This is a genomic window from Conexibacter woesei DSM 14684, from assembly GCF_000025265.1.
Classification (GTDB): domain Bacteria; phylum Actinomycetota; class Thermoleophilia; order Solirubrobacterales; family Solirubrobacteraceae; genus Conexibacter; species Conexibacter woesei.
In genome coordinates this window covers 1317318-1343955 of record NC_013739.1, presented here as the reverse complement: position 1 = coordinate 1343955, position 26638 = coordinate 1317318, and the positions used below count along the sequence as shown (strand labels likewise).

Sequence of the window (26638 nt, the reverse complement as noted above, 5' to 3'; positions counted from 1 at the left end):
CGACGCAGCTCGCGAACGTGTGACATCGCGCTCAGGCGGCGACGCGCGCCCCGTTCGGCGAGGTGACGGGCGGGCGGCGGGCGGCCCAGTCCTCCTCCGCCTCCAACTGCGCGGCGAGTGAGAGCAGCCGCGGCTCGGAGTTGGCCGGCCCCATCAGCTGCGCGCCGACCGGCAGGCCGTCGTCGGTCAGCCCGGCCGGCACGTTGACCGACGGCCAGCCGAGCACGTTCCACGGCCACGCGTACGGACAGGCGCCGACCATCACCTTGTCGGTGTCCCAGTTGCCGAGCCCGTCGATCGAGCCGATCGGGCGCGGCGGCTGCGCGGTCGTCGGAGCGAGGACGACGTCGAAACGGCGGAAGACGCGGCCGACCTGGCGTGCGAACGGCCGCTCCAGCGCGCGGGCCGCGCCGAGCAACGGCCGCAGCCTGCGCCCGACCGCGATCGCGTGGCGCGTGCGGGCGTCCAGATGCTGCGGCTCGGCAACGTGGCGGCCGGCCCAGTCGCCGAGCCCGCCCATCGCGCGCGGGATGAAGCTCGCGCCGACGAGGCCGTAGACGGGATCGGCGATCTCGACGTCGTGGCCGAGGCCCGCCAGCACGCCGGCGAGCCGCAGCACGCGGGCGCGGACCGCGGCGTCGAGCCGCGTCGGCGCAGCACTGAACGGGATCCTCAGCGACAACGCGATCCGCAGCCTGCCGGGCGCGCGCCGCGCGGCGCGCAGGAACGACTCAGTCGGCGGCGGCGGGCGGTGGACGTCGTCGTCGTGGCTGCCGCTGAGCAGGTCGAGCAGCAGCGCCGCGTCGTCGACCGTGCGCGTGAGCGTCCCGATGCAGGTGAGGCCGTTGAAGGGGTCGGGGTCGGGCCAGGTCGAGATGCGGCCGCGCTGGGGCTTGACGCCGACGAGGTGCGTCCAGGCGGCGGGGATGCGGACGGAGCCGGCGCCGTCGGAGCCGACCGCGCCGGGCACGAGCCCGGCCGCGACGGCCGCCGCCGAGCCGCCGGAGGAGCCGCCTGGCGTGTGGTCGGTCGACCACGGGTTGCGCGTCGCGCCGAAGGCGGGGCCCTCGGTGAACGGCCACTGGCCGAGCTCCGGCGTCGTCGTCTTGCCGACGATCACGGCGCCGGCGGCGCGCAGGCGGCGCGTCACCTCGCCGTCCTCGCCGCGCGGGTCGAACGTGCCGGAGCAGCCGAACGGCGTCGCCTCGCCGGCGATGTCCATGTCGTCCTTGATCGCGAACGGGACGCCGAGCAGCGGCAGCGACTCGCCGGCGGCGCGGCGCCGGTCGGCCTCGTCGGCCTCGTGCAGGGCGGCCTCCGCGCGCACGCAGCGGAAGGCGTTGAGCGTCGGCTGGGCGGTCTCGATCCGCCCGAGCGACAGCTCGGTCAGCTCGCGAGACGAGACGTCGCCGGCGGCCACGAGCGCGGCGAGCGTCTGCAGGCCCGCGTACGCGAGCTCGTCCTGCTGGGGCCTTGCGGGAGCGTCCATCGCGTCCTCCACGGCATCCGGCGGTTTCGTTCGTTCGAACGAACGATACCGGGCGGGAGGGTATGCTTCGCCGCCATCAGTTCGTCCTCTCCCCCATCCAACCCGCGACGAGCGGCGCCGGGACAAGTGCCGGCAGCCGGTCAGGCGACGGGCCAGGCGGCCGCGACGGCGGCGGCCGACGCGACGACCGCAGCGAGCGCGTCGCCCGCGACCCGCGACCGGATCCTCCACGCGACGCTGCGCGTCGTCGCGACGGACGGCATCGGCGCCGTCACGAACCGCCGCGTCGCGGCCGAGGCGGGCGTTGCGCTCGGCTCGCTGACCTACCACTTCCCGAGCCAGACGGAGCTGTTGCGCGACAGCCTCCTGCGCTACGTCGAGGAGGAGGTCGCCCGCCTCGGCGCCGTCGCCAAGCGCCTGCGCGCGTCCGACCCGACACCCGAGCAGGTCGCGATCGCCGTCGAGCAGCTGATCGCCGACGACCCCGCGCGCGTGGTCGGCGAGGTGGCCGAGCTGGAGCTTCATCTGGAGGCGTCGCGCGACCCCGCGCTGCAGGACGCCTCCGGTCGCTGCTTCGCCGCCTACGAGGACTTCGCCGCCGCCGTGATGGAGGTGCTCGGCGTGCCCGATCCGCAGGTCCACGCGCGGACGGTCGTCGCATTGCTGATCGGGCTCACGGTGCGCCGTCTCGGCACGGGCGTCCACGACGCGCGCGGCACCGCCGATGCGCTGATGACGATCGTGCGCGGCGCGCACGCCTGACGCGCGATCCCGCCCGCCGGGCTGAGCGCCGGCGGGCGGGTCCTCGCATCCACAAGAGGGGGTGGGCTGGGTGCCGATGTGCCCCCCCGGGTTGCAACGGCACCCAGCCCAGTGTTCTAAGGAGGAGAGATTTAGAACGACAGGGATGATGCGACAGCACACACGGAACGTGGTTGGCCCGATGGCGAAGGTTTCGCCCCCCAACTCGCTCCATGCGCCCCGATCGAGCCGCGCGGCGCCACGCCGGGCGGAGCCGTTCCGCCCGGACAGACCCGCTCCACCCCAAGGTGGACCACCTTTAGCTTGTGGATGCCAATGCGAACATATGTTCGTGAACACCGGATCTGGCATTCCTCCCTACGTGATCTTCCGCCAGGCGCTCGACGCCGGCGACCTCTCCCGCATCCGCTCGCTCGCCGCGGCGATGCCGCGTATCAGCCTCCAGGACGCGCTGCGCATCTGCCTGCTGATGCGCGAGCACGACGGCTACGAACGCGCCGCCGTCCGCTGGCTCGGCCGCTTCGCGCTCGAAGCCCGCACCGTCACGATCGAGGACGTCCAGGCCGCCGCCGCCGCGCTCGACGCCCTCCCCGACCGCCCCGACACCGCGATGGAGCGACTCGCCGTCGTCTGCACCCAGTGCGGAGTCGGCACCGGCTGAGCGCCGCCGGCCGCCCACGCCGCCTCCACCGCCGACCGCCGACCCGCCCCGCCCGCCCCGCCCGCCGGGCCCCGCCCGCCCTGTCCGGGACACCATCGGTGCAGATGGAACACTTTTGTTTCATCTGGTACCGTGATGTCCCATGCCGGACGAGACCCAGCTCTACGACGCCGTCGCCCGCGTGCTCGCACGCTGTCCCGGCTCCTCGATGCAGGAGATCGCGACCGCTGCCGGCGTCAGCCGCACGACGTTGCACCGCGCGTTCGGCGACCGCGAGACGCTCGTCGAGCGCGTCAGCGCCCACGGCCTGGCCGAGTGCGAGCGGCTCTTCGACGAGGCCGGGATCGACGACGCGCCGGTGCCGGAGGCGTTCGACCGCCTGCTCGACTCGGCGCTGGTCGTCGCGATGGCCTACGCGCTTCTCTTCTCCGAGCCGTACGTGTACCGCGTCCCCCGCCTCGTCGAGGAGATCAAGACGCAGGACGAACGGCTCGAGCGCTTCTTCGCGCGCGGGCAGGAGGAGGGCTTCTTCCGTCCCGACCTCCCGTCGCGCTGGCTCGCCTACTCGTTCGGCTCGCAGCTCGAAGCCGCCTGGTGGGCGATCGAGGACGGCCACGTCGGCGGCCGTGAGGCGCCGCGCCTGCTGCGCGCGACGATCCTCGGCGGGATCGCCGCACGCGCCGTCACCGACCCACCCGGCTCCGCGACCTACCAGCGGCCATGAGCCTCACGCCATCCCCTTCGTCCGCCCCGGCCAGCCGCTGGGTCGTGCTGGCGGTCATCTGCTCCGCCGTCCTCGTCGTCGTGATCGACATGACGGTGCTGCACGTCGCCGCGCCCGCGCTGACCGAGGACCTGCAGCCGTCAGCAGTCGCGCTGCTGTGGATCATCGACGTCTACCCGCTCGTCGTCGCCCCGCTGCTGGTCGCCTCCGGCGCACTCGGCGACCGCTTCGGCCGCAAGCGGATCCTGCTGTCGGGCCTCGTCGTCTTCGGCCTGTCGTCGGTGCTCGGTGCGTTCGCCTGGTCGCCGGCAGTGCTGATCGGCGCCCGCGCGCTGATGGGCGTCGGCGGCGCGATGATCCTGCCCGCGACGATGGCGATCGTGCGCGACGTCTTCGAGGACCGCGACGAGCGCCGCACCGCCGTCGGGATCTGGAGCGCGACGATGGCCGGCGGCGCCGCGATCGGCCCGCTGATCGGCGGCTTCCTCGTCGAGCACTGGTGGTGGGGAGCGGTCTTCCTGATCAACGTGCCGGTCGTTCTGATCGTGATCCCGATCGGCCTCAAGCTGCTGCCGAACAGCAAGGCGCTCGTGCCGCCGCCGTGGGACACGCTCGCGGTCGTGCTGGCCGGCGTCGGCATCCTCGGCATAGCGTTCGGGCTCAAGCAGGGCGCGCGCCACGGCTTTGTCGACCCGCTCGTGCTCGGCGTCCTGATCGGTGCGATCGCGTCGCTGACGACGTTCGTGCGGCGCCAGCTCGCGCGCCCCGAGCCGCTGCTCGACGTGCGCCTGTTCGCCGATCGCGCCTTCTCGGTCGCCGTCGGCTGCGTGCTGCTCGCGATGTTCGGGCTCGTCGGACTGGAGCTGTTCTTCGCGCAGTACCTCCAGCTCGTGCTCGGCCTCGAGCCGCTGGCGGCGAGCGTGCGGCTGCTGCCGCTGATGCTCGCCAGCCTCATCGGCGGCCTGCTCGCGGCGCCGATCCTGCGGCGTGTCGGCACCCGCGCGACGATCGCCGGCGGCCTCGCGCTGACGACGATCTCGCTCGTGCCGCTGCTCGCGCTCGGGCTCGACGACCAGTTCCTCCTGCTCGGGCCGCCGTTCGTCGCGCTCGGCTTCGGCCTGGAGATCGCGCTGGTGGCCGCCAACGACGTGATCATCTCGGCCGTCCCGGCCGAACGCGCCGGCAACGCGGCGTCGATCGAAGAGACCGCCTACGAGCTCGGCGGCGGCCTTGGCGTCGCCGTGCTCGGCTCGATCCTCGCCGCCGTCTACACCGACGCGCTCGGCGTCGTGCCGGGCGTCAGCGCGGGCGACATGCACGCCGCCGGTGAGTCGCTCGGCCGCGCCGACGAGGTGTCGCACGGCCTGCCGGCCAGCGTCGCCGAGCCGCTGCTGCACGCTGCGCGCACCGCGTTCATGGACGGCCTGCACGTGGTCCTGCTCGCCAGCATCGGCCTGATCGCCGTCAGCACGGTGCTCGCGTTCGTCGTGCTGCGGCGCCGCGAGTCGAGCGCCGTGCCCGTCGCCGCCGGCGACGCCCGCGCCCACTGACCCACGAGGAATGGCGATCTGACCACCGCGACGGTGGTCGGATCGCCACTGCTCCGCCGGGGGCGAGGCGCACGCGACCGTGCGACCGGTCATCGTGCGCGTGCGTGGAAGTCAGAGCGACTCGCACGATCCCCGCTTCGCCCGAGGCGATCTTCGCGTTCCTGGAGGAGCCCGATCGGCACTGGCAGCTGCTCGGCCGGCGGCTCGAGCCGCTGCAGGCATACGACGGCGAGCGCTCGCAGGTGCGGCTGCACGGCCCGCTCGGCGTGCGCCGCACGCTGTGGATCAGGATGGCCGTCTCGCGACCGCCGCACGAGCTGGTCGGGCGCGTGCAGGCCGGCGGCGAGACGACGATCGGGACCGTACGGTGGGAGATACGCGCGGTGGCGGGCGGGACGGGCGGGACGGGCGGCGCGGGCGGGACGGGCGGGACGGGCGGCGCGGCAGGCGACGCGGGCGGCGCGGCGGGCGCGGGCGACGCGGGCGAACGGACGAGTCTCGTCGCGCTGACCGCGCGCACCGACGTCGCCGGCTGGCTCGACCGCTTGCTGCTCGTGTGCGGCGGCGCGCGCTGGCTCAGACGCTCGCTGGAGCGGACGCTGGCTGCGCTGACGGAACAGGTGCGGTGAGCGGCGTGTCGTCGCCGCCTACCCGCGGGTAGGTTCCAGCTTTCGCCCGACCCAGGAGGTCCGTCATGCACGTCCGCACCGCGCTGCGCCCCGCCCCCGCCGCATCGCTCGCCATCGTCGCCGCGCTGCTGCTCGCCGCGTTCGCGCTCGCGGCGGTGCTGCCGTCGACGGCCGGCGCGGCCGTCAAGCGCGCGCCGATCGTGGACTGCGGGGACGTCAGCACGCTCGACGACGGCGGGGCGTACCTCGGCGCGGTAACGGCGCAGGGCGCCACATGCCGCACCGCCCGCGCGATCGCCCGCGAGGTCGCCGCCTCACGCGCCTGCAAGCAGGACGGCTCGTGCCGTTCTAAGCGCTTCACCTGCCTGCTCGCGAAGGCCGGCAAGGAACTGACGCTCGTCCGCTGCGAGAACGCTCGGCAGACGGCGTTCGTCCGCTTTGAGTTCGGAGCCTGACGAGCGCCGCTCCCCGTCGGTCAGACGCCGCCCTGCTCGCAGGCGTCGCGCTCGGGCCGGCCGCCCGCGCCCGGCGGCACGCGCTGCCTCAGACGGTCGCTTGAACGGACGCTGGCTGCGCTGACGGAATGCGTGCGGTGACCGCCTCCGAGCACTTCCTTTCCATGGAAGGGGTCGCGGCGCGCCTCAGACCCCGCTCTGCTCGTAGGCGTCACGGCGCTCGCGCCGGCCGCGCGTGAGCGGCGCGTCGTCGTCGTTCTCGTCGTTGCGCCGCCGCCGGCTCCGGCCCATCCCGGGCCAGAAGGCGGCGCGGCCGGCGAGCGCGGTGAGCGCCGGCACCAGCAGTGTCGAGACGACGAACGCGGCGATCAGGATCCCGATGCCCATCGCGAAGCCCATCTGCTTCGTCGCCGGCGCGGGGTCGATCGCGAGCGTCCCGAACGAGGCGGCAAGGATCAGGCCGGCCGCGCCGATCGCGGGCGCCGAGTGGCGCACGGCGTGCGCCACCGCCGCCCGCGGTGAGCGCCCGGCCTTCAGCTCCTCGCGCAGCCGCGCGGCCATCAGGATGTTGTAGTCGGTGCCGAGCGCGACGACGAACAGGAACAGCACCAGCGGCATCGTGAAGACGATCCCCGGCTCGCCCGCCCCGTGTTGGAAGACGAGCACGACGAGGCCGAGCGTCGCCGCGAACTCCAACGCGACGGCCGCCAACAGGTACAGGGGTGCGACGACGCTGCGCAGGATCGCGACGAGGATCAGCGCGATCAGCGCCGCGGCGACCGGGAAGATGATCTTCAGGTCGTGGTTGATCGAGTCGCCGATGTCGGCGAAGACCGCCGCGTTGCCGCCGACCAGCGCCTCCGTCCCGGGCGGGGCGGACGCGTCCGCGGCATCGCGCAGCGGACCGCGGACGGTGTCCATCGCGGGCTCCGTGGCCGAATCGTCTCTCAGGATCACGCCGATCTGGCCGGCGCGACCGTCCTCCGAGAGCTGCGGCTGCGTCACGTCGGCGACGCCCGGCACCGACCGCAGTCTCTCCGCCATCGTGTCGAGCGAGCCCGTCGCCAGCGGCTCCTCGGCGGCGCGGACGAAGACGGTCTGCGGGTCGGTCGCGCCGTCGGACAGGGCGGTCGAGACCCGCTGCTCGACCTTCGCCGCGGTCGTGTCCTCGGGATCGCCCCCGAGGTCGTAGCTCATCTTCGTTCCGAGCGCGATCGCGGCGAAGACGCCGAGCACCGCGACGCACGTCAGCGCGACCGCGCCGGGGCGCCGTGCGATCGTCTCCCCGAGACGCGTCGCGAAGCCGCCCTCGCGCGGCGCCAGCCACGCCTTCGACGGCCAGAACAGCCCGCGTCCGCAGATCGCCAGCAGCGCTGGCATCAGCGTCAGGCCAGCGACCAGCATCACCGCGACCGAGATCGCGATCGCCGGGCCGAGCACCTTGAACTGGCCGAACTGCGCGAGGCCGAGCGTCGCGAAGGCGGCGATCACGGCGAGCGCGGCGGAGGCGATCACCTCGCCGACGCGGCGTGCGGCGGCGGCAGCGGCGGGCTTGCGCTGATCGCCTCGGCGCAGCTGCTCGCGGAAGCGGAAGATCAGGAAGAGGAAGTAGTCGACGCCGATGCCGATCAGCACCGCCGGGATCAGCGACGGCGTGCCGCTGTCGATCTCGACGTCGAACAGCGTCGCACCGAACCCGATCAGACCGACCGCCGCCATTCCGACGAGCGACACCGCGAGCAGCGGCACGAACGCGGCCAGGATCCCGCGGAAGAAGATCAGGTTCAACAGCACGATCGAGCCCATCAGCAGGGCGCCCTCGAGCGCCGAGGTCGACTCGGTCGCCTTCGCCGTGTCCGCCGCCGAGGCCGCACCACCGGTGAAGCCGACTCTCAACCCGTCCGCGCGCAGCTCGCTCACGGTGCTGGCACGCAGCTGCTTGAACGCGTCCTGCACGACGGTGTCGGTCGTGTTGCCGTAGAAGCCGACGTCGAGCAGCTGGAAGCGCCCATCGTCGCCGGTCTGGCCGAGGCTCGCGTCGACGACGCGGGTTCTTCTCTGCGCGTCGGTGAGGCCGAGGATCAGCCCCGCTCTGTCCTCGATCGGCTTCCACTCCGGGCGCCATCTCGGCAGCGTCTGCGCCAGCTGCTCAACACGTGCTCTGTCGGCCGGTTGCAGCGGCGCGCCGTCGTCGCGTTCGACCATGCCGGTGATGGACGTGACGCCTTCGACATGACCGAACGCGCTGCGCCCGAGGTCCGTCGCCTGCGCGGAATCGGACGAGGAGGGGAGGAAATGCGCCTGGTCGTCTGTCACGGCGCCGCGCAGCTTCTCGCCGCCGATCATGCCGACCGGCAGCGCGAGGACGACCCAGACGAGCACGACCCGCCAGGGGTGATGGGCGACCCAGTCGCCGAGACGATGCAGCACGGTGATCCTTCTTTCGAGCGGAGGAGGGACGTCGGTGCCGGCCACGCTACGAGCGGGTCCGCGCACCGGCATCCGCTGCGGGGAGGAAGCGCGTTCCACCTTTCGGAGGAACCGGTCGCGGCGCCCGGGGCCTACTCTCGGTCTGTGCCGATGCCGCCCCCGCTCGCCCGTCTGCGCCGTGCCGCGGCCGACCATCCGCAGCGCACCGACGTCGTGCTCGCGCTGCTGGTCTTCGCGGCGGCGGTGCCGACGACGATGCTGTCACCGGGCGACCGCGACATCAGCGTCGCGCCCGGCGTCGACTGGCTGCGCCTTCCGCTGGCGATGCTGATGACGCTGCCGATCGCCTTCCGCCGCACGCGGCCGGTCGCGGTGCTGCTCGTCGTCGGGGCGGCGGCGGTCGGCGCCGGGCTGCTGGGGTACTCGACGGGCGCGGCCGCGTTCGCGGTCGCGCTCGCGCTCGTGTCGGCGGCGTACTACGGCGGTCGCCGGGTCGCGATCGTCAGCGGCGTCTGCGGGGGCGCGATCGTGCTGCTGATGCTGCTGGTCTTCCTGCCCGAAGGGGAGCGGATCGCGTCCGAGAACGTCGCGGTCAACTTCGCCGTGATCGTGCTCGCCGTCATCACCGGCGACGTGCTGCGCGGCCACCGCGACGCGCTCGCCGAGCTGGCCGAGCGCAACGAGCGGCTGGAGCAGCTGCGCGACGTCGAGAAGCGCGAGGCGGTCGCGCAGGATCGGATGCGGATCGCGCGCGAGGTGCACGACATCGTCGGCCACGCGCTCGCCGCGATCACGTTGCAGGCGCGCGCCGGTCAGCGGCAGATCACGCGCGATCCCGCCGTCGCGAGAGAGACGTTCGTGCAGATCGAGGGAGTCGCGAGCCGCGCGCTCGGCGAGACGCGCGAGGCCGTCGGCGTGATCCGCTCCGGCTCCGAGCGCGCCGAACTCCGGCCGCAGCCGATGCTCGATGACCTGCCCGAGCTGGTCCGCGCCGTCAGCACCTCCGACGTGCGCGTGACGCTGCGGCGCGGTGACGACGGCGACGTCCCGCCCGCGTTGCAGACGTCGGCCTACCGGATCGTGCAGGAGTCGCTGGCGAACGTCGTCAAGCACGCGCGCCCGGCGACGGCGACCGTGACGGTCGGCCGCGAGCGCGCGGCGGGCGGCGGCGACGGCGGCGAGAGCGAAGGCGGCGGCGAGGGCGGCGACGTGCTGCGGGTCGCGGTGCGGGACGACGGGCGCGGCGCGGCGGGCGGCGGTGCGACGGGCGGCGGCGCGACGGGCGCAGGCAGCGGCGCTGCGGGCGGCGGCGCGGCGGGCGGCGGGCACGGCCTCGACGGCATGCGCGCTCGCGCGCAGCAGCTCGGCGGCACGTTCGCGGCCGGGCCGGCGGACGGCGGCGGCTGGCTCGTCGAGGCGCGGCTGCCGCTGCGGAACGGGTCGCGCGCATGACGCTGCGGGTCCTGATCGCCGACGACCAGGCGCTCGTGCGCTCGGGGCTGCGGACGATCCTCGAGGACGAGCCGGACCTGGAGGTCGTCGGCGAGGCGGAGGACGGCGCGCACGCCGTCGAGCTGGCGCGGCGGCGCGAGGCCGACGTCGTGCTGATGGACATCCGCATGCCGCGGATGGACGGGTTGGAGGCGACGCGCCTGCTCGCCGGACCCGGCGTCGCCGACCCGGTCGACGTGCTCGTGCTGACGACCTTCGACCTCGACGACTACGTCTTCGGCGCGCTCCGCGCCGGCGCGGCCGGCTTCCTGCTCAAGGACGCGCCGCCGCAGGTGCTGATCGACGCGATCCGCTCCGTCGGCGCCGGGCATGGCCTGATCGCGCCGGAGGTGACGCGCCGCCTGATCGCGCGCTTCGCCGAGGTCTCGCCGGCCGCCGAGCGCGCCACGGAGCTGGAGGAGCTGAGCCCGCGCGAGCACGAGGTGCTGCTGCAGATCGCCCGCGGGCGCAGCAACGCCGAGATCGCCGCGGCGCTCGTCGTCGAGGAGAGCACGATCAAGAGCCACGTCTCGCGCCTGCTCTCGAAGCTCGGCTGCAGCAGCCGCGTGCAAGCCGTGATCCTCGCCTACGAGGTCGGGTTGGTGACGCCCGGCGGGCAGCCGGGCGAGCTGGGCTGAGCCGCGAGCCGGCGCTGAGGCGCGCCGCCGCCGGCCGCGCGTCAGCCGCGCGCCTGCCGCTCAGCCGGCCGCCGCTCAGCCGCTCAGCCGGCCGCCGCGCCGCCGCTCAGCCGCCGCTCGCCGCCGGCAGCTCCCACGCCAGTCTCAGCTCACCGTGGCTGATCAGCGCCTCGCCACGCAGCCCCGCCAGCTCGCCGGTCGCGGAGTCGGGCACGATCCAGCCGAACTGGATCGGCTCCCCGGCGGCGTCGTGCGTCGCGCCGTGCTGGAGCACGAACGTGCCCGCGCGCCCGGCCAGCGTGCCGGCGATCCGCTCGGTCGCGAGGTAGCCCTCCTGACCGCACGTCTGCACCTCGCCGACCGAGTCGCCCACCAGCTCGCCCGTGTAGCGCTTGGCCATCTGGACGCGCGCGAGCACCGGCCCGTCCGGGCGCCGCTCGTACAGCGCGTCCTCCTCGCCGTAGGACGACTCCTCCCAGCGCGTGATCTCGAATGCGATGTCGGTCATGCGGCCAACGCTAGGCCAGCGCCTGCCTCAGCGTCTTGGAAGAACGCGACAGGACGAGGTCAGCGTCAGACCCCAGCGGCCGCGGAAGCTCTGGCCGGGGGCGAGGGACAACAGGCCGAGGCCGGTGTTGAAGGCGTCGGGCGCACAGGTGACCGGCTCGACCGCCAGCCGGGTCCGGCGCAGCGCCGGGTCGGGGTCGTCGTCGGCCGTGTACACGTGGACGTACTGGAACGCCGCGTCGAGCCAGAGCGTGACCTCGTCGACGCGCACGCGCGCGAGGCCGTCGCTGTCCCGCATGAGGCCGGCGAAGCAGGTGTCGAGCCGCGTACCGCCGACGGCGCGAGCGCTCCGGAAGTCGATCGCCGTCCCGTCCAGCGGCTCGGGCGGGCCGGCGGGCAGCAGCCGGTCGTCAGCTGGGACGAAGGACGCTGCCGGCAGCGTCAGTCGTGCGGCGTCGATGCGAGCCGGCGCGCGCACGTAGGGATGTGAGCCGCAGCCGAAGGGAGCCGGCTGGTGCCCGTGGTTCGTCGCGACCAGCTCGGCGACGACCCCTTCCGCCATGAGCCGATAGGTCACCTGCGCCTCGACGGCGTAGGGGTAGCCGGGCACGGGACCGACCGCCTGCCGGAGGGTCACGGCGGAAGGGGTCGTTGCGGAGACCGTCCAGGTCACACCGCTGGCGAGCCCGTGGAGCGCGCTGCGCCGCTCCGGTTCGGTCACGGGGAGCTGATGTGCGCGCCCGCCGAACGAGTACCTCCCGTCGCGGATCCGGTTCGGCCACGGGACGAGCGTCGCGCCGTCGAACGCGTGGCTCGGGTGATCGGGGGCGAGCGTGCAGAGCCGCTCGCGCCCAGCGGTCGTCCACGAGCACAGCGCCGCCCCGGAGCGGCGCACCTCGGCGCGCTGCCCGTCGCGGGCGAGGACGATGGTCACGACCCGGCGGTGGCGCTCGTCCGGTCGCCCGGACCCGCGTCCCGGGTCGCCGGCGGACCTGTCGGCGAGTCTCGCTCGGCGAGGTGGTGGACCAGGGCGCGAAGGATCTGCTGCTGGCCCGCGACCGTCGGATGGACACCGTCCGGAAGCAGCCAGTTCTCGATGCCCGGGCCACTCAGCGCCGTGTGAAGGTCGACCGCGTCGGCGTCGAGCCGCAGCAGCTCGCGCGCCACCTCGGCGACGTCGGCCGACCGCCAGGAGAGCCCGTGGACGGCGAAGTGCTCCCAGGCGCGACTCTGGTCGTCACGGACCGGCGTCGGGGTCATGCGGATCAGACGAGCTCGCGCGTCCTCGGCGATCAGCTGCTCGATCGCGCGGAAGTTGCGAAGGGTCTCGCCGAGCGTGAGCATCCGCACCTGCGCCGCGTGCCCGTGCCGGCGCACGTCGTTGCTGCCCAGCAGCTGGATCACCCACGTCGGCCGCGCCGCGACGAGGAGGTCCGCGCGACCGATCGCGTCGGTCGTGGTGTCACCGACGATTCCGGCGTTGACGATCTCGGCGCCGGCCTGCGTGGCCTGCAGCACCGCGCGCAGGATCTCCGCCCACGAGCAGGCGTCGTCGGTGATCGAGTCGCCCAGCGCCAGTACCCGGTCGCCCGTGCGGAACGGCAGCCGGCGCACGGCTGCGGCGAAGTCGGCGTCGTCCAGGAGCTCCACGGCCGCGGTCGCGGCGGAGGACGCGAAGCGGTTCGCCGCGCTCCCGTACGCCTCCTCGTCGAGGCCGACGAGCCCGCCGGCGAGGCGGCGCACGTCTGCCGCGGGGAGCGGGGAGCGGGCGATCAGCGGGTAGCGCTCGGGATGGACGAAGCGCGCGAAGAAGACGCCGGAGTGCGACGTGTCGTCCGGCGAGCGCGACGGTTCGTCGTCGCGGGGCACGTCGCCGGTTCGCAGGTGACGCAGGAGATCGGCGATCGCGTCGTCGATCGCGTCCCGGGCCGTCGGCGACACACCGATCATGTCGAAGCAGCCGTGGACGAGACCGGGCACCCGGCGCTTGGTCACCTGCACCCCCGCTGCCGTCAGGGCGTCGGCGTACGCCTCGGCCTCGTCCCGGAGCGGGTCGAACTCGACGGTCACGATGACGGCGGGGGCCAGCCCGGCGTGGTCGCTCGCGTGGATAGGAGAGACGTGCGGATCTCGCGGATCCGATCCGGGCCGCAGATACTGCGTGATGATCCACTCGATCTCGGCCGTTCTCAGGAGCGGGCCGTCCGCCTGGTCGACCCGCGAGCGGTACGCCGTGCCCGCATCCGCGTCGACGAGTGGATACAGGAGCAGCTGGGCGGCGACGTCGACGCCCAGGTCGCGGGCCATCAGCGCGAGCACCGCCGCGAGGTTGCCGCCGGCGCTGTCGCCTCCGACCGCGATGCGGTCCGCGTCGCCGCCCAGCTCGTCGACGGCGTCGCATACCCAGCGCAGTGCGACGAGGCCGTCCTCGAGTCCCGCGGGAAACGGCGACTCCGGAGCCAACCGGTACTGCACGGACACGACCACCATGTCCGCGGCGCAAAGCTCGCGCGCGGCGATGTCAGCCGTCTCGAGGCTGCCCGTCATCCACCCGCCGCCGTGGAACCAGAGCATCGTCGGACACGTCCCCGCCACCCGCCGGTGCGGCCGATAGATCCTGACCGGCACTGGGCCGTCCGGCCCGGGGATCTCGCGGGTGTGGATCGACGCCACGGACGCGCGCGCTCGCAGCGGCGTGAACCGCGCCGTGTTCGCCTCGTGGTCGGCGCGCATCTGCTCCAGCGACGGCTTCCCCGCGGCGCTCGCCTCGGCCTCCAGCAGGTCGACGACCCGAGCGATCTCCGGAGCGATGGGCATGGCGGTCTCCTTGGTCTGGGACGGCTGCGACGTCATGTCCGCTCGGCACGACGCAGTCGGAGCTGGTCGATCAGCGCCGCGAGGATGATCACCGCGCCGATCGTCGTGACCTGCAGGTAGGGCGACAGCTGCAACAGCACGAAGGCGTTGCGAAGCAGCGCGAGCAAGGTCGCGCCCAGCAACGCTCCGATGATGCTGCCGCGGCCACCGGTCAGGCTGGCGCCGCCGATGATCACCGCAGCGATGATGTCGAGCTCGAGGCCCGCTCCCGCGTCCGTCGTGGCGAGCGCCAGGTTGCTGGCGTTGACGATGCCGGCGATCGCAGCGAACGCGCCGCCCAGCACGAACGCGGTGATGATGGTGCGGCGGACGGGGATGCCGGCGAGGAACGCCGCCTTGGGGTTGTCACCCACGGCAGTGATCCGTCGTCCGGTGATGGTGCGCGAGAGGAACCACTGCGCGATCACCACCAGCGCGAGCAGGAGGATCACGCTGACCGGGATGCCCGCGACCTCGCCCTGGCCGATGAACAGCAGCGACTCGGGCACCTCCTGCGGCGTCCCGTTCGTCGTGATCAGCGCGAGTCCGCGGACGACGGACAGCATCCCGAGCGTCACGATGAACGGGTTGACGCGACCGTAGGTCACGAGCAGCCCGTTCGCGAGTCCGACCGCGACCCCGACCGCGATCGCGGCAGGGATCCCGAGCGCGGGAATCTGGCCATGCATGGCGAGCGCACCGACGAGGCCCGAGTACCCGAGCACGGACCCGACGGAGAGGTCGAGGTTGCCGGCGATGATCACGAGCGTGGCGCCGATCGCGGCGATTCCGATCACCGCGACGGCCCGCATGACGTTCACGAGGTTGCCCTGCGTGAGGAAGGCGTCGTTGGAGACGCCGATCGCGGCGCCGATGAGCACGATGAGGCCCGCGAGCGCGAGCTCGCTGCCCCACTGAGAGGTCAATCGCCGGCCCCGTGACTGCCGGGCGAAGGCCGGCGCCGGCGCCGCGCTCTGATCGTCGTGCGTCGTGGTCGTGAGTGCGGGAGGGGTCGAGGTCATCAGGACGTTCCCTGGTCAGCCGTCGCCGCACCCATGGCGGCGGCGAGGATCGGAATGGGGTCGTGGCCGGCGGTCACTTCGGTCTCGATCCGGCCCAGGCGGACGACGACGATCCGCGTCGCCAGGTCGAGGATCTCGTCCAGCTCGCTGGAGATGACCCAGACGGCCATCCCGTCGGCGGCGAGCTGGCGGATGAGCCCATGGATCTCGTGCCGGGTGCCGATGTCGACGCCGTGCGTCGGCTCGTCGAGGATCAGCAGCTTCGGCTCGACGGAGACGGCGCGGGCGAACAGCAGCTTCTGCTGGTTGCCGCCGGAGAGGCTCGCGGCGTCGGCTTCCAGCGACGGCGCCTTGACCGAGAGCCGGCCGGCCAGGGTCGCGACGAGCCGCCCGACCGCACGCTCGCGCGGGCGCCCGCTTCCGACCCGCCGCGGTCCGAGCAGGCTCGCGCGCACGTTGAACGCGATCGACTTGTCGTAGAAGACCGCGTCCTTGCGATCCTCCGCGACGTAGACGATGCCGTGGCGGATGGCGTCCCCGGGTGACCTCAGCCGCCGCGGGACGCCCTCGACGAGGACCTCGCCGCCGCGGAGCGGAGCGGCGCCGATGACCCCGTGAGCGATCTCGGTGCGTCCGGCGCCGACCAGGCCGGCCATGCCCACGATCTCCCCGGGGCGGATGACGAGGTCGACGTCGGAGAAGCCGCGCCCGGAGATGCCGCGCAGCTCGAGGACGGGCTCAGGGACCGGCTCGGCGCGCCGCGGCGACTCGCACGCGGCGGCGGGCACGGCGGCGGCGTCCCGGCGTCGCGGGCGGCCACCCATCAGGCCGATCGCCGCGTCGATCGGGTACTCGTCCACGCTGCCATCGGCGACCTTGCTCCCGTCGCGCATGATGACCACACGCTCGGCGATCCGGTAGACGTCCCGCAGCCGGTGGCTGATGAGGACGACCGCCACGCCGCGGCTCCGCAGGCGCCCGACGACGCCGAACAGCAGCTCGGTCTCCTCGTCGCCGAGGCTCGCGTTGGGCTCGTCGAGGAACAGCACCTTGGGCTCGATCACGAGTGCCCGCGCGATCTCCACCAGCTGCCGCTGGGCGCCGCTCAACCGTCGGATCGGCTGAGCGGGGTCCAGCGCATGCGCCAGCCCGAGCGAGGCCAGCTGATCGCCGGCCAGCGCCTCGACCCGGGTTCGCGAGAGGACCTGACGGCCGCCGCCGGCGAGCATCGCGACGTTGACGTTCTGCGCGACCGTCTGGTCCTCGAGCATCTGCGGCTCCTGATGGACCACCGCGACGCCGGCGGCCGCCGCGGCGTGCGGCGAGCGGAACCGCTGCTCGACGCCGTCGAGGTGGATCGCGCCGTCGTCCGGTGCTCGCGCGCCGGAGCAGCACGCAACGAACGTCGACTTCCCGGCGCCGTTCTCACCGAGCAGTGCGGTCACCTCCCCGGGGCGGATGCTGACATCCACCCCGGCGAGGGCCACGACGCCGCCGTAGCGCTTGGTGAGGTTCTCGGTGCGAAGCGCGATCCGCTCGGTCATCGCTCGCCGTTGCTCTGCGCCTCGACTGCGGCTTCCAGGTTGTCCTTCGTGACCAGCACGCCTTCGACCGGCTGGAAGAATCCCCCTTCCGGTCCCTTGCCGGTGATCACGGCGTTGTACAGCCAGATCGCGGTGTCGTAGGACTCGCCGAACGGGTCCTGCGTGAAGCTCGCGTACTGCTTGCCGTTCCCGATCTGCTTCTCGATGCCCGTCGTGAGGTCGGCGGAGATGACCTTGATCTTCTTCGCCTGCTCGGGCGTGAGCGCGGCGGCCGCCGCGCCGTTGTCGTTGACGAGCACGGCGATCCCGCACAGGTCGGGGTTGGCGCTCACGTAGTCGCGCGTCGCCGCCTGGGTCTTCGCGGGATCGACGCCGCCCTCGACCCCCTTGCTGACCGGTGACACGTTGCTGCCCTCGAGCCCGTCGATGAAGCCGTTCCGGCGCTGCTCGTGCGCCTCGACGCTGAACGAGCCGGTGATGATCCCGACCTTGCACTCCTGCCCGCCTGTGGCGTCGACCATGGTCTTGCCCACGCCGGCCCACGCCTTCAAGCTGTCCTCGCCATGGAAGAAGAGGGCGCCGCTGCTCTCAGCGCACTCCGCGTTGCCGGCGAGACTCGCGACCTTGATCCCCTTGGCGGTGGCCTCCTTCAGCGGCGCGCAGTTGCCCGAGCTGAGCATCGAGACCGCGATCGCGTCGTAGCCTTGGCTGATCGCGGTGCGGACCGCGCTGTTGATGCCGCCGACGGTGAAGTCCGTGACGTTCACGTAGTCGACGCTGCCGCCGTGCGCCGTCAGGACGTCGTCGGCGCGCAGCGCGCCGGCCGTGACGGCCTTGAAGAACTCAGCGATCTGCGGCGGCGCGCTGATGATCGCGATTCTGACCGGCTGCTTGTCCGGATTGTCGACGGGCATCGGCCGGCCGGCGACCGGCTGCGTTCCCTCCGCGGCGGCGATGCCGGTGTCTTTGCTGCCGCTCTTCGACGAGCTGTCGCTGCTGCCGCACGCCGCGAACGCGAGCGCGGCGCTGATCAACAGCGCTGGCGTGACCAGGGTCGGTCGGGACATGGCTACCTCTCTCCTTGTGTCGTTCGGAACCGTGCGGGCACGTCAACGCACTCCCATGAGCGCCTCGACCAGCAGCTGGTCGAGGCGCTCATTGAAGTACCCGCGTTCGGCGAGCGCGTCGAGCGAGTCCGCCTCTGCCTTGAGCACCGGGGCCCCATCGCCGCCGACGGTCGTCACAGTCAGCTCGCCGGTGGATGCCGCGGCCAATGCCTCCTGCACCTCGGGGAGCGCGTCGAAATGGCGCGCCCGCTCGGCGAGCGCCGTGTACGTCGCCATGCAGCCCCGAGCGAACTCCCACACGCCCTCCGCGCTCTCATTGCGGTACGCGTGCGCGTCGAACGCAAGCGGGCCCGCATAGCCGGCGCGCTCCAGCAGCCGCACCAACAGGAAGCACTCCTTCAAGTCCTCGGCGCCGAAGCGGTAGTCCTGGTCGTAGCGGCCGATGCGCTGCGAGTTGAGGTCGATGTGGAAGAGCTTGCCGGCCCACAGCGCCTGACCGACGGCGTGGTGGATCGACAGGCCGGCCATCGTGTCGTGCGCCACCTCCGGGTTGACCCCGACCATCTCGGGCCGCTGCAACGTCGAGACGAAGTGCAGGGCATGGCCGACCGTCGGCAGGAAGTTGTCCCCGCGCGGCTCGTTGGGCTTCGGCTCGATCGCGAAGCGCATGGCATACCCCTGCTCGACGGCGTAGTCGGCCAAGACGTCGATCGCCTCGCGGTAACGCTCGAGCGCATCGCGCGGATCCTTGGCCACACCGGACTCCGTCCCTTCACGGCCGCCCCAGAACACGTACACCTCGGCGCCGAGCTCGGCACCGAGATCGATCGAGCGCATCGCCTTGCCGATCGCCGCTCGCCGGACGCGCCGGTCGTTGGACGTGAAGGCGCCGTCCTTGAAGGCCGGATGCGCGAACAGGTTGGTGGTCGCCATCCCGACGTCCAGGCCGCTTTCGCCGAGCGCGACCTTGAAGCGCGCGACGATCCGGTCGCGCTCGGACGGCGAGGAACCCCACGGGACGAGGTCCTCGTCGTGCAGGTTGACGCCCCACGCCCCGAGCTGCGCGAGCTTGGCGACCGATTCGACGGGGTCGACCGGCGCGCGCGTCGGACCGCCGAACGGATCGCGCCCGGGGTTGCCGACCGTCCACAGACCAAACGTGAATCGGTGGCGGGAACCCATATCTGTCATCGACTCCTCTCCTCCGGAAGCGCCTGGTGCCGCCGGCCCTTGGACGACTTTTGCAGGAACCTACATATCTCGACGTGTGGAAGTCAACCTTTCCGCAACCTTTTGCCATCGTTGATTTGATTGGTCTTGACAAAACTCGTCGAACGGAACTACGGTGGCGCCCATCCGTACACACGGCATTGACAAAAGCTTGGCCCTCGTAGCCGGCATCGACTCCTCGACCCAGGCGTGCAAGGTCGTCATCCGCGACGCGCGCACGGGCCGTCTCGTGCGCGACGGCTGCGCCAGCCACCCGGCCGGCACAGAAGTGGACCCGAGCGCGTGGTGGGCCGCGCTCGAACGGGCGCTTCAGGCGGCGGGCGGCCTCGACGACGTCGAGGCGATCGCCGTCGCCGCGCAACAGCACGGCTGCATCTGCCTCGACGAGGAGGGTCGCGTCGTGCGGCCCGCGCTGTTGTGGAACGACACCCGCGGCGCGGCCGCCGTCGCGCGCTTGGTCGCGGAATCCGGCGGCGCGGACGCCGGCCGGCAGGCGTGGGCGACCGCCGTCGGATCGGTCCCGCTCGCTGCGTTCACCGTCGCGAAGCTCCGCTGGCTTGCCGAACAGGAACCAGACACCGTGCGCCAGACGGCGGCGGTCTGCCTTCCGCACGACTGGCTCACATGGCGGCTCGCCGGCGCCGGCGGCATCGAGCGCCTCACCACGGACCGCAGCGACGCGAGCGGGACCGGATACTGGTCGCCGGCCACCGGCCGGTACCGCTCCGATCTGCTCGCGCACGCGCTCGGGCACGCGGTCGTGCTGCCCAAGGTGCTGGCCCCGGCGGAACGCGCAGGAAGCACGCCGGCGGGCGCAGTGCTCGGCGCCGGCTGCGGCGACAACGCAGCCGCGGCCCTCGGCATCGGAGCCCGCCCCGGCGACGTGATCGTCTCCATCGGCACATCGGGCACCGTCTTCGCCGTCGCAGACGAGCCGACCGCCGATCCATCAGGGACGGTCGCCGGCTTCGCCGACGCCGCCGGCGGATTCCTCCCGCTCGTCTGCACCTTGAACGCCGCCCGGGTGCTGGACGTCACCGCGCGGCTGTTGAACGTCGACCACGCCGGGCTGTCGCGGCTCGCCCTGTCCGCCCCGCCCGGAGCCGGGGGTCTCGCCTTCGTCCCCTACCTCGAAGGCGAGCGGACGCCCGACCGCCCGGACGCGACGGGGGCGATCCATGGCCTCACGCTCGACAGCGCCACGCCCGCGTCCGTGGCGCGGGCGGCGATCGAAGGCGTGCTGTGCGGTCTCGCCGACGGCCTGGACGCGCTCATGCGGCAAGGCGTCCGCGCGGAGCGCGTGTTCCTGATCGGCGGCGGTGCCCGGTCGACCGCCGTACGGCAGATCGCGCCGACGATCTTCGGGCGCCCGGTGCTCGTCCCCCCGGCGGGCGAGCACGTCGCCGACGGCGCCGCGCGGCAGGCGGCCTGGGCGCTGGCCGGCACGGCCGCGCCGCCGAGCTGGGAGCACGCCGGCGTCGAGCAGTTCGAGGCGGCCGTCGCGCCGCACGTGCGCGCGCGCTACGCGCAGGTCCAAGCGCTGACCGCCCCTCGGCTCGACTAGTATCGCTTCACGATCGTGGAAGATCGCACGCAACGGCGCGTCAACGCCCGTCAGACGAATCGCTTCAAGGTGCTCCGGGCGCTGTACGAGCACCCGGGGAGCACCCGCACCGAGCTGGCAGCGGACACCGGCCTCTCCCGCCCCACGGTGTCCACCGTCACCGACGAGCTCGTGCAGGCCGGCATCGTCGCCCAGCACGAGGACACGCAGCCCCGCACCGGCCGGCCGCCGGTCCTGCTTTCGCTGGCCTCCGGCGCCGCGTACGCGGTCGGCCTCGACATGGGCCACGCACACGTCCAGGTCGCGGTCAGCGACCTCTCCGGCCAGATCCTCGGGCACGAGCGATCCGCGGCCGACGTCGACCACGCTCCCGTCGAGAGCTTCGACCTCGCCGGCGAGCTCGTCCACGGCGCGCTCGGTCAGGCCGGCGTGCCGCTCGACCGTGTCATCGGGGTCGGCATGGCGCTCGCCGCCCCCGTCGACCGCGCCACTGGGACCGTGTTCGCCGATGGCATCCTCCCCAGCTGGGGGAGAGTTCAGCCGGCGATCGAGATGGAGGCGCGGCTCGATCTCCCCGTCATGGTCCACAACGACGCCAACCTCGGAGCGCTCGGCGAGCACGTCTTCGGCGCGGGTCGCGACGTCGCGGAGATGATGTACGTCCGGCTTTCCGCCGGCCTCGGCCTCGGCCTCGTGCTGGGCGGCCGACCGTATGGCGGGACATCGGGCGTCGCCGGTGAGCTGGGCCACGTGCGGGTGGCACCCGAGGGCTTGATCTGCCGTTGCGGAAATCGCGGTTGCCTGGAGACGGTCGCCAGCTCGACAGCGGTCGCGCGGCTGCTTGCGCACAGCCGCGACGAGCCCGTCAGCGTCGAGCGCCTCCTGGAGCTCGTCGCCGACGGCGACCGCGGAGCGCGACGCGCTGTCGCGGAGGCGGGCAAGACCGTCGGCGAGGCGCTGGCGACGGTCGTCAACCTCTTCAATCCTGAGCTCATCATCGTCGGCGGCGATCTGGCAGCCGGCGGCGACGCGCTGCTCGCGCCGCTGCGGACGGCCATCGACGAGTACGCCGTCGCACCAGCCGCGGGCGCGGTGACCGTGAGCCTCGGGGCGCTCGGGGACAAGGCGGAAGTCCTCGGCGCAGTCGCACTGGTCCTCGGCGAGTCCCCGGCGGTTCTCGCGACCGGCGCGGCCAGCGTCGGCTCTTGAACGCGCGCCGGCGTCGCGACGGAGCCGAAAACAGAGAGACCCGCTCAGGGCGGGTCTTCCTCGGGGTTCCTGCGAAGCCCTCCATCGGACTCGAACCGATGACCCCTTCCTTACCATGGAAGTGCTCTACCAACTGAGCTAGGAGGGCAGCGGATGCCAGGGTAGCGGACCCAGCCGCTCGTCGCACCGCACGTTGCTCCGCTTCCGCTCAGGCCAGCGGCGCGAGGCGGGCGATCGCCTCGATCTCGACGGGCACTCCGAGCGGGAGGCTGGCGACGCCGACCGCGCTGCGCGCGTGGCGACCGCGATCGCCGAGCAGCTCGTGGACCAGCTCGGAGGCGCCGTTGGCGACGAGCGGCTGGAGCGTGAAGCCGGGGGCGCTCGCGACGAAGACGGTCAGCTTCAGCAGCGTCACGCGGCCGAGGTCGCCGTCGGCGGCGGCCTTCAGCTGCGCGAGCACGTGCGCGGCGCAGCGGCGGGCGCACGCCTGGCCGACCTCGACGTCGCCCTCGTCCTCCAGCCGGCCGGTGTGGAGCAGGCCGCCGTCGTCGGTGAACGGCACCTGGCCGGAGACGTACAGCGTGCCGTCGCCGGCGACGGCGGTCGGGAGGTGCCAGGCGGTCGCGGGACCGCCGGCGGCGGGAAGGTCGATGCTCACGTGGAGGCTCCTGTCATCTTGGTCTGGAACGTCATCGGGTCGACCGCGACGGGCGCGGTCGTGCGCGGCAGCCGGTGCGGGTCGGCGGGACAGCAGCCGGGTGTGTCGACCTCGATCGACGCAGCCGTGACGGCGGCGTACGGCGCGCGCCACGCGACGGCGCCCTTCACCGCGATCGCCGGCGCTGCACCGGGATCGATGCCGTTGACACCGAGCTGTTCCAGATGGAACGGCGGTGTCGCACGCGACATCGCGACGACGATCACGCCCGCGACGTCGAGCACCGCGGTCGCGCCCATCGAGAACTCCTGTCCGGTCATGTAGCTGCCGCCGCTCGTGTAACGCCCGTCGCCGAGGCGGACGACCCGCGCGGTCACCTCGACCGGTGTCCCGTGGAGCGCGTCGGAATGACCGCCGAGCGCGACCTCGATCGTGGCGCCCGGCGCCGGCGCCGCCGCCCCCGCCGGCTTCGACCCCGCCGCTGCCGCGGCCGCGTGGGCTACCGCGACGGCGGCCGGGTCGACCAGCAGCACGACCGCGCCGCGCACGCCCTGGGCGATCAGCTCGGCCAGCAGCGCCGTCCCGTCGCCCGGCGCACCGCCGCCGACGTTGTCGGCGAGGTCGGCGAGCACGACCGGCCGCGTTCCCTCCGCCGCCAGTGCGCGAGCGCGAGCGACAGCCGTCGCGGGATCGTCACGTTCCGTCGCGAAGTCGCGCAGCTGCGCGGCGACGTCGGCGAGCGTCTCGGCGACGACCGCGCGGGCGGGCGCGAGCGGGTCGGCCGCCGGCGGAGCGACTTCGGGGAGCGCGACCACCGCCGTCACGCTGAAGCCGCACCGCTCCACATCGCTGTACGGGAAGCCGGGGAGCAGCGAGATGCGCAGGACGCCCGCGGCTCGCGCGCGCTCCTCGGCGCGCGCGAGCAGGCCGCGCATCGGCTCGTCGTCCGTCCCCTGCGCGACCGGCGAGGTCAGCGCCGGCAGCTTGCCGAGCACGGTGACGATCCGCTCGCCGTCGATCGCCCGGGCCAGCAGCGCGGCCGCCTCCTCCCCGCACGCGTGCATGTCGACGTGCGGGTAGGTGCGGTAGCCGACGACGGCGTCGCAGAGCGCGACGGCGCGCGCCGACGGATTGGCGTGCAGGTCGAGCACGGCGGCGACCGGGACCGCTGCGCCGAAGCGCGCGCGGATCCGCTCCAGCGTCTCCGCCTCCATGTCCTGCGCCCCGTCGCAGACCATCGCGCCGTGCAGGTTCACCAGCACGCCGTCGACGTCGGGCGCGCCGGCGAGTGCGCGGTCGAGCCGCGCGAGCAGCTCCGCCGTCGTCGCCGCGTCGGGCGGCGCGGCCGGCCACGCGCCGGCCGAGAAGACGCCGACGGGGGTCACCGGGACGGTGCGGGCGCCAGCCACGGTGACCGCGCCACCAGCGGTCGCGCCCGGCGAGGCGGCGCCGCCGAGCGGAGCCGCACCGCCGGGTGCCGCGGCCGCGCCGCACGCCGCCAGCCCGTCGAGGAAGCCGCCGATCACCGACCCTTTCCCCCTGTGGTGGGTGAGCAGCGGCTCGCCCACCAGCAGCTCGAACGCCTCGAAGTCGGCGAGCGTCGTCGGGCGCGGCGAGTAGGTGTTCGTCTCCTGCCACATGCCGAGGACGGCGACCGTGCGGGTGGGCGGTGCGGCGGTCACGCTCACAGGATCCCGTAACGCGCGAACGCGTCGGAGGCCTTCATCCCGTTCGCCAGATCGCGGCGCATGTGGTTCTCGCCGCCGACCTTCTCCAGCGCCAGCTCGACCACCTGCCGCTCCAGCGCCGCCGGCACGACGACCGTCCCGTCGGCGTCGGCCACCACCAGGTCACCGCTCTCGATCCGCACCCCACCGCACTCGACCGGCTCGTCGATCGCGACGACCTCGTCACGTGCGAGCGAGTCGGCGGGGTTGGCACCGCGGGCGAGCGTCGGGAAGGCGAGCCTGTTCAGCTCGCGCACGTCGCGGGTGCCGCCGTCGACGATCGCGCCGCGGCCGCCGGCGGCGCGCACCGCGGTCGCGAGCAGGCCGCCGAACAGGCCCGACGAGGTCCGCCCGCCGCCGGCGAGGACGAGCACGTCCCCGCCGGCCATCGAGTCGATCATCGCGAGCAGCAGCCCGTACGGCTCCGCCGGCCGCTCCGCGACGGGGACGGCGCGCGCCGTGCGCGCCCGCCCCACCAGCGTCCAGTCGCCGTCGACGACGGGGCTGAGCCCCGGCGCCAGCACGCGGTCGCGCCTGCCGAGCGTGTCGAGCACGTCGGAGACGACGGCCGCGTAGAGGCGACCGGCGAGCGCCTCGTAGTACGAGGCGCCCTCCGTCCGATCGATCTCAGGCCCCGTCATCGCGGGAGCCGGACGTGCAGCGTCCGGCCGACCTTCACGTTCTTGATCACGCGCGTTCTGCCCGTCCACGGCGCGATCACCTCGACGTCGACCCGCCGGCGGTCGCCGAGCCCGACGTGCACGCGGTGCAGCATCCCGCCCGCGTAGCTCTCGGTCGAGGAGACCTCGCGCGAGAAGTAGCGCTCGCCGCGCGGTCTGCCCGGCCGCGGCAGGATCGTCCACGGGAATCTCGTCTCCGCCTCGTAGACGTTCACGACCGTGCCGAACGCGTTCCCGCGCGGGCCGACCTCGACCTCGATCGAGCCGCCGCCCTGCGTCGTGTTCTCGAAGTAGCGCGACGGCAGCTCCGGGAACCACTCCGCCACGAACATGTCGACGTCGCCGTCACGGTCGAAGTCGCCGTTGACGCCGGTCGGCCAGTAGCGCTTGATTCTCGCGTTCTCCCACTGACTGATCTCCGGCGTCGCGGTCCGCTCGCCGAACAGCCCTCTCGGCGGGGTGAACTGCGGGATCCCGTTCGCGACGCCCGCGTTCGTCCAGATCGCAGGCTTCGTGCCGTCGCCGGCCGAGACGCCGGTCGCGATGTCCAACCGCCCGTCGTCGTCCATGTCCGCCAGCGTGATGTGCGCCGACTTCGTGTCGATCAGACCGATGCCCGTCTGGCTCGTGACGTCGCGGAACCGCGGCATGCCCGCCGTGTCGGGACCATCGTTGAGGTAGACGTGGATCGGCTGCGGCCAGACCGTCGTCAGCCCCGGGTACGGGTGCGCGCCGATCACGAGGTCGGGCCGTCCGTCGGCGTTGAGGTCGCCGACGGCGATCCCGGCCGACTCGTCGTTCCAGCCGCCCGTCGCCATCGTGAAGCCGCTCGAGTCGGCCTCCGTGAACTGCCCTCTGCCGTCGTTGACGAGCAGCCGCGCGCGTCCGTACGTGCCCGCGCCGGCCGGGTCTGCTCTCGTGCGGCGCGTGCCGGAGACGAGGATGTCCGGCGCACGGTCGCCGTTGAGGTCGGTCGCGACCGCGCCGAGGCCGCTGACGTCGGCCGGGATGCCGGACGCCGCCGTCGCCTCTCTGAACGTCAGGTCGCCGTTGCCGAGGTAGAGCCGGCTCGACGACGGGCCGAGCTGCGGCTGGTAGTAGATGTCCTCGACGACGAAGAAGTCGAGCTTGCCGTCATGGTTGAAGTCGGCCACGGCGAGGGCGCGCGCGCCGATCTCGCTCGCGACCTGGCCGACGCGCGTGAAGTGACCGCTGCCGTCGTTGCGCAGCACGATCACCTGCTGACCGTTCGTCGGCGGCGGTCTGTTGTTGACGTACTCGTACGGGTAGTAGTGCGAGATCAGCAGGTCGAGGTCGCCGTCGTCGTCGAAGTCGGCGAACGCCGAGCCGCTCGCGTTGCCGTCGCGCATCGCCGGGAACGTCGGGTCGACGGTGAACCCTCTCGGGCCGCCGAGCATCATCCGGTCCGGCGGGATCTCTCTCGCGCCGCGGTCGCCGAGGCGGAAGAATCTGTCCCACGGCAGCTCCTTGTAGAAGCCGCCGACGAAGACGTCCAGCCAGCCGTCGTCGTTGACGTCGGCGACCGCGCTCGTGTGGACGAACATCCCAAGAAGCGGATCCCAGAGGCCCTTCTCTCTCGTCTGCTCGGTGACCGTGATCGGCCCGATCGGCTGCGGTCTGTGCCCGCCGGCGCTCGCCGCCCCGGCCGAGGCGGCGAGCGCCCCGGCGGTGAGCAGCGCGCACGCGGCGGCGCGCAGGGGTGACTTCATGGTGACTGTCTCCCT

23 protein-coding genes and 1 tRNA gene are annotated in these 26638 nt (G+C 73.2%); 10 read left to right on the top strand and 14 right to left on the bottom strand.

The genetic code is table 11. The annotated features are described in order from the left end of the window. Window positions 1–31: 31 nt before the first annotated feature. A complete protein-coding gene (locus CWOE_RS06410) occupies window positions 32–1489 on the bottom strand; it encodes an amidase (RefSeq protein WP_012932758.1) in 1458 nt (485 codons plus the stop codon). A 126-nt stretch (window positions 1490–1615) separates the two neighbouring features. Here CWOE_RS06410 and CWOE_RS06405 point away from each other — a divergent pair, with 126 nt between their 5' ends. The 6 genes from CWOE_RS06405 to CWOE_RS06380 all read left to right on the top strand — a co-directional run bounded on the left by CWOE_RS06405 (window position 1616) and on the right by CWOE_RS06380 (window position 6270). After that, on the top strand, window positions 1616–2251 hold the full coding sequence (locus CWOE_RS06405) for a TetR/AcrR family transcriptional regulator (protein WP_012932757.1): 636 nt from the start codon (window positions 1616–1618) through the stop codon (window positions 2249–2251). Window positions 2252–2582: 331 nt separating this feature from the next. Further along, window positions 2583–2912 carry a hypothetical protein gene (locus CWOE_RS06400; protein WP_148260910.1) on the top strand — a complete coding sequence of 110 codons (330 nt, stop codon included), beginning with the start codon at window positions 2583–2585 and terminating at the stop codon, window positions 2910–2912. Window positions 2913–3054: 142 nt separating this feature from the next. Continuing rightward, complete coding sequence (locus CWOE_RS06395) at window positions 3055–3636, top strand: TetR/AcrR family transcriptional regulator (RefSeq protein ID WP_012932755.1); 582 nt, start codon at window positions 3055–3057, stop codon at window positions 3634–3636. Continuing rightward, the gene (locus CWOE_RS06390; RefSeq protein ID WP_012932754.1) at window positions 3633–5186 is read left to right on the top strand and encodes an MFS transporter; all 1554 of its coding nucleotides are present in this window, start codon (window positions 3633–3635) and stop codon (window positions 5184–5186) included. The genes CWOE_RS06395 and CWOE_RS06390 overlap by 4 nt, the downstream gene beginning before the upstream one ends. A 104-nt stretch (window positions 5187–5290) precedes the next feature. Then, window positions 5291–5815 carry a hypothetical protein gene (locus tag CWOE_RS33785; protein WP_012932753.1) on the top strand — a complete coding sequence of 175 codons (525 nt, stop codon included), beginning with the start codon at window positions 5291–5293 and terminating at the stop codon, window positions 5813–5815. Between the two features lie 65 nt (window positions 5816–5880). Further along, window positions 5881–6270 carry a hypothetical protein gene (locus tag CWOE_RS06380; protein WP_012932752.1) on the top strand — a complete coding sequence of 130 codons (390 nt, stop codon included), beginning with the start codon at window positions 5881–5883 and terminating at the stop codon, window positions 6268–6270. A gap of 186 nt (window positions 6271–6456) precedes the next feature. Here the strand turns inward: CWOE_RS06380 and CWOE_RS06375 are convergent, their stop codons facing one another. Continuing rightward, window positions 6457–8700: an MMPL family transporter gene (locus tag CWOE_RS06375; protein WP_012932751.1), complete on the bottom strand. Its 2244-nt coding sequence runs from the start codon at window positions 8698–8700 to the stop codon at window positions 6457–6459. Window positions 8701–8850: 150 nt separating this feature from the next. Between CWOE_RS06375 and CWOE_RS06370 the strand changes: the two genes are divergently transcribed. Both CWOE_RS06370 and CWOE_RS06365 read left to right on the top strand, forming a co-directional pair. Continuing rightward, on the top strand, window positions 8851–10152 hold the full coding sequence (locus CWOE_RS06370; protein ID WP_012932750.1) for a sensor histidine kinase: 1302 nt from the start codon (window positions 8851–8853) through the stop codon (window positions 10150–10152). Next, the gene (locus CWOE_RS06365) at window positions 10149–10829 is read left to right on the top strand and encodes a response regulator (RefSeq protein ID WP_012932749.1); all 681 of its coding nucleotides are present in this window, start codon (window positions 10149–10151) and stop codon (window positions 10827–10829) included. The genes CWOE_RS06370 and CWOE_RS06365 overlap by 4 nt, the downstream gene beginning before the upstream one ends. A 106-nt stretch (window positions 10830–10935) precedes the next feature. Here the strand turns inward: CWOE_RS06365 and CWOE_RS06360 are convergent, their stop codons facing one another. The 7 genes from CWOE_RS06360 to xylA form a co-directional block, all read right to left on the bottom strand. Further along, complete coding sequence (locus CWOE_RS06360) at window positions 10936–11337, bottom strand: DUF3224 domain-containing protein (RefSeq protein WP_012932748.1); 402 nt, start codon at window positions 11335–11337, stop codon at window positions 10936–10938. A gap of 27 nt (window positions 11338–11364) precedes the next feature. Beyond that, window positions 11365–12270, bottom strand: coding sequence for an aldose 1-epimerase family protein (locus tag CWOE_RS06355; protein ID WP_012932747.1), 906 nt, complete (start codon window positions 12268–12270; stop codon window positions 11365–11367). Further along, window positions 12267–14153, bottom strand: coding sequence for an alpha/beta hydrolase fold domain-containing protein (locus CWOE_RS30305; RefSeq protein WP_012932746.1), 1887 nt, complete (start codon window positions 14151–14153; stop codon window positions 12267–12269). Before CWOE_RS30305 ends, CWOE_RS06355 begins: the two co-directional genes overlap by 4 nt. Window positions 14154–14185: 32 nt before the next feature. Next, the gene (locus CWOE_RS06345) at window positions 14186–15118 is read right to left on the bottom strand and encodes an ABC transporter permease (protein WP_041730172.1); all 933 of its coding nucleotides are present in this window, start codon (window positions 15116–15118) and stop codon (window positions 14186–14188) included. Window positions 15119–15213: 95 nt separating this feature from the next. After that, window positions 15214–16758 (bottom strand): sugar ABC transporter ATP-binding protein, encoded by a 1545-nt coding sequence (locus CWOE_RS06340; protein ID WP_012932744.1) that lies wholly within the window; start codon window positions 16756–16758, stop codon window positions 15214–15216. Further along, entirely contained in the window at window positions 16755–17825 is a 1071-nt protein-coding gene (locus CWOE_RS06335; protein ID WP_012932743.1) for a sugar ABC transporter substrate-binding protein, read from the bottom strand. Before CWOE_RS06335 ends, CWOE_RS06340 begins: the two co-directional genes overlap by 4 nt. A gap of 42 nt (window positions 17826–17867) precedes the next feature. Continuing rightward, window positions 17868–19016 (bottom strand): xylose isomerase, encoded by a 1149-nt coding sequence (gene xylA / locus CWOE_RS06330; protein WP_012932742.1) that lies wholly within the window; start codon window positions 19014–19016, stop codon window positions 17868–17870. 190 nt (window positions 19017–19206) lie between these two features. Between xylA and xylB the strand changes: the two genes are divergently transcribed. Next, entirely contained in the window at window positions 19207–20619 is a 1413-nt protein-coding gene (xylB, locus tag CWOE_RS06325) for a xylulokinase (protein ID WP_041730170.1), read from the top strand. Between the two features lie 15 nt (window positions 20620–20634). Then, the gene (locus tag CWOE_RS06320; RefSeq protein ID WP_012932740.1) at window positions 20635–21828 is read left to right on the top strand and encodes an ROK family transcriptional regulator; all 1194 of its coding nucleotides are present in this window, start codon (window positions 20635–20637) and stop codon (window positions 21826–21828) included. A 75-nt stretch (window positions 21829–21903) separates the two neighbouring features. Here CWOE_RS06320 and CWOE_RS06315 read toward each other — a convergent pair. From CWOE_RS06315 to CWOE_RS06295, 5 genes are all read right to left on the bottom strand, one after another. Further along, window positions 21904–21976, bottom strand: a tRNA-Thr gene (locus CWOE_RS06315). A gap of 60 nt (window positions 21977–22036) precedes the next feature. Next, entirely contained in the window at window positions 22037–22486 is a 450-nt protein-coding gene (locus tag CWOE_RS06310; RefSeq protein ID WP_012932739.1) for a RidA family protein, read from the bottom strand. Beyond that, entirely contained in the window at window positions 22483–24168 is a 1686-nt protein-coding gene (locus CWOE_RS06305; RefSeq protein WP_012932738.1) for a M81 family metallopeptidase, read from the bottom strand. Before CWOE_RS06305 ends, CWOE_RS06310 begins: the two co-directional genes overlap by 4 nt. Window positions 24169–24170: 2 nt before the next feature. Further along, window positions 24171–24854 carry an RraA family protein gene (locus CWOE_RS06300; RefSeq protein WP_012932737.1) on the bottom strand — a complete coding sequence of 228 codons (684 nt, stop codon included), beginning with the start codon at window positions 24852–24854 and terminating at the stop codon, window positions 24171–24173. Next, window positions 24851–26623 carry a CRTAC1 family protein gene (locus tag CWOE_RS06295; RefSeq protein ID WP_012932736.1) on the bottom strand — a complete coding sequence of 591 codons (1773 nt, stop codon included), beginning with the start codon at window positions 26621–26623 and terminating at the stop codon, window positions 24851–24853. The genes CWOE_RS06300 and CWOE_RS06295 overlap by 4 nt, the downstream gene beginning before the upstream one ends. Window positions 26624–26638: the final 15 nt, after the last annotated feature.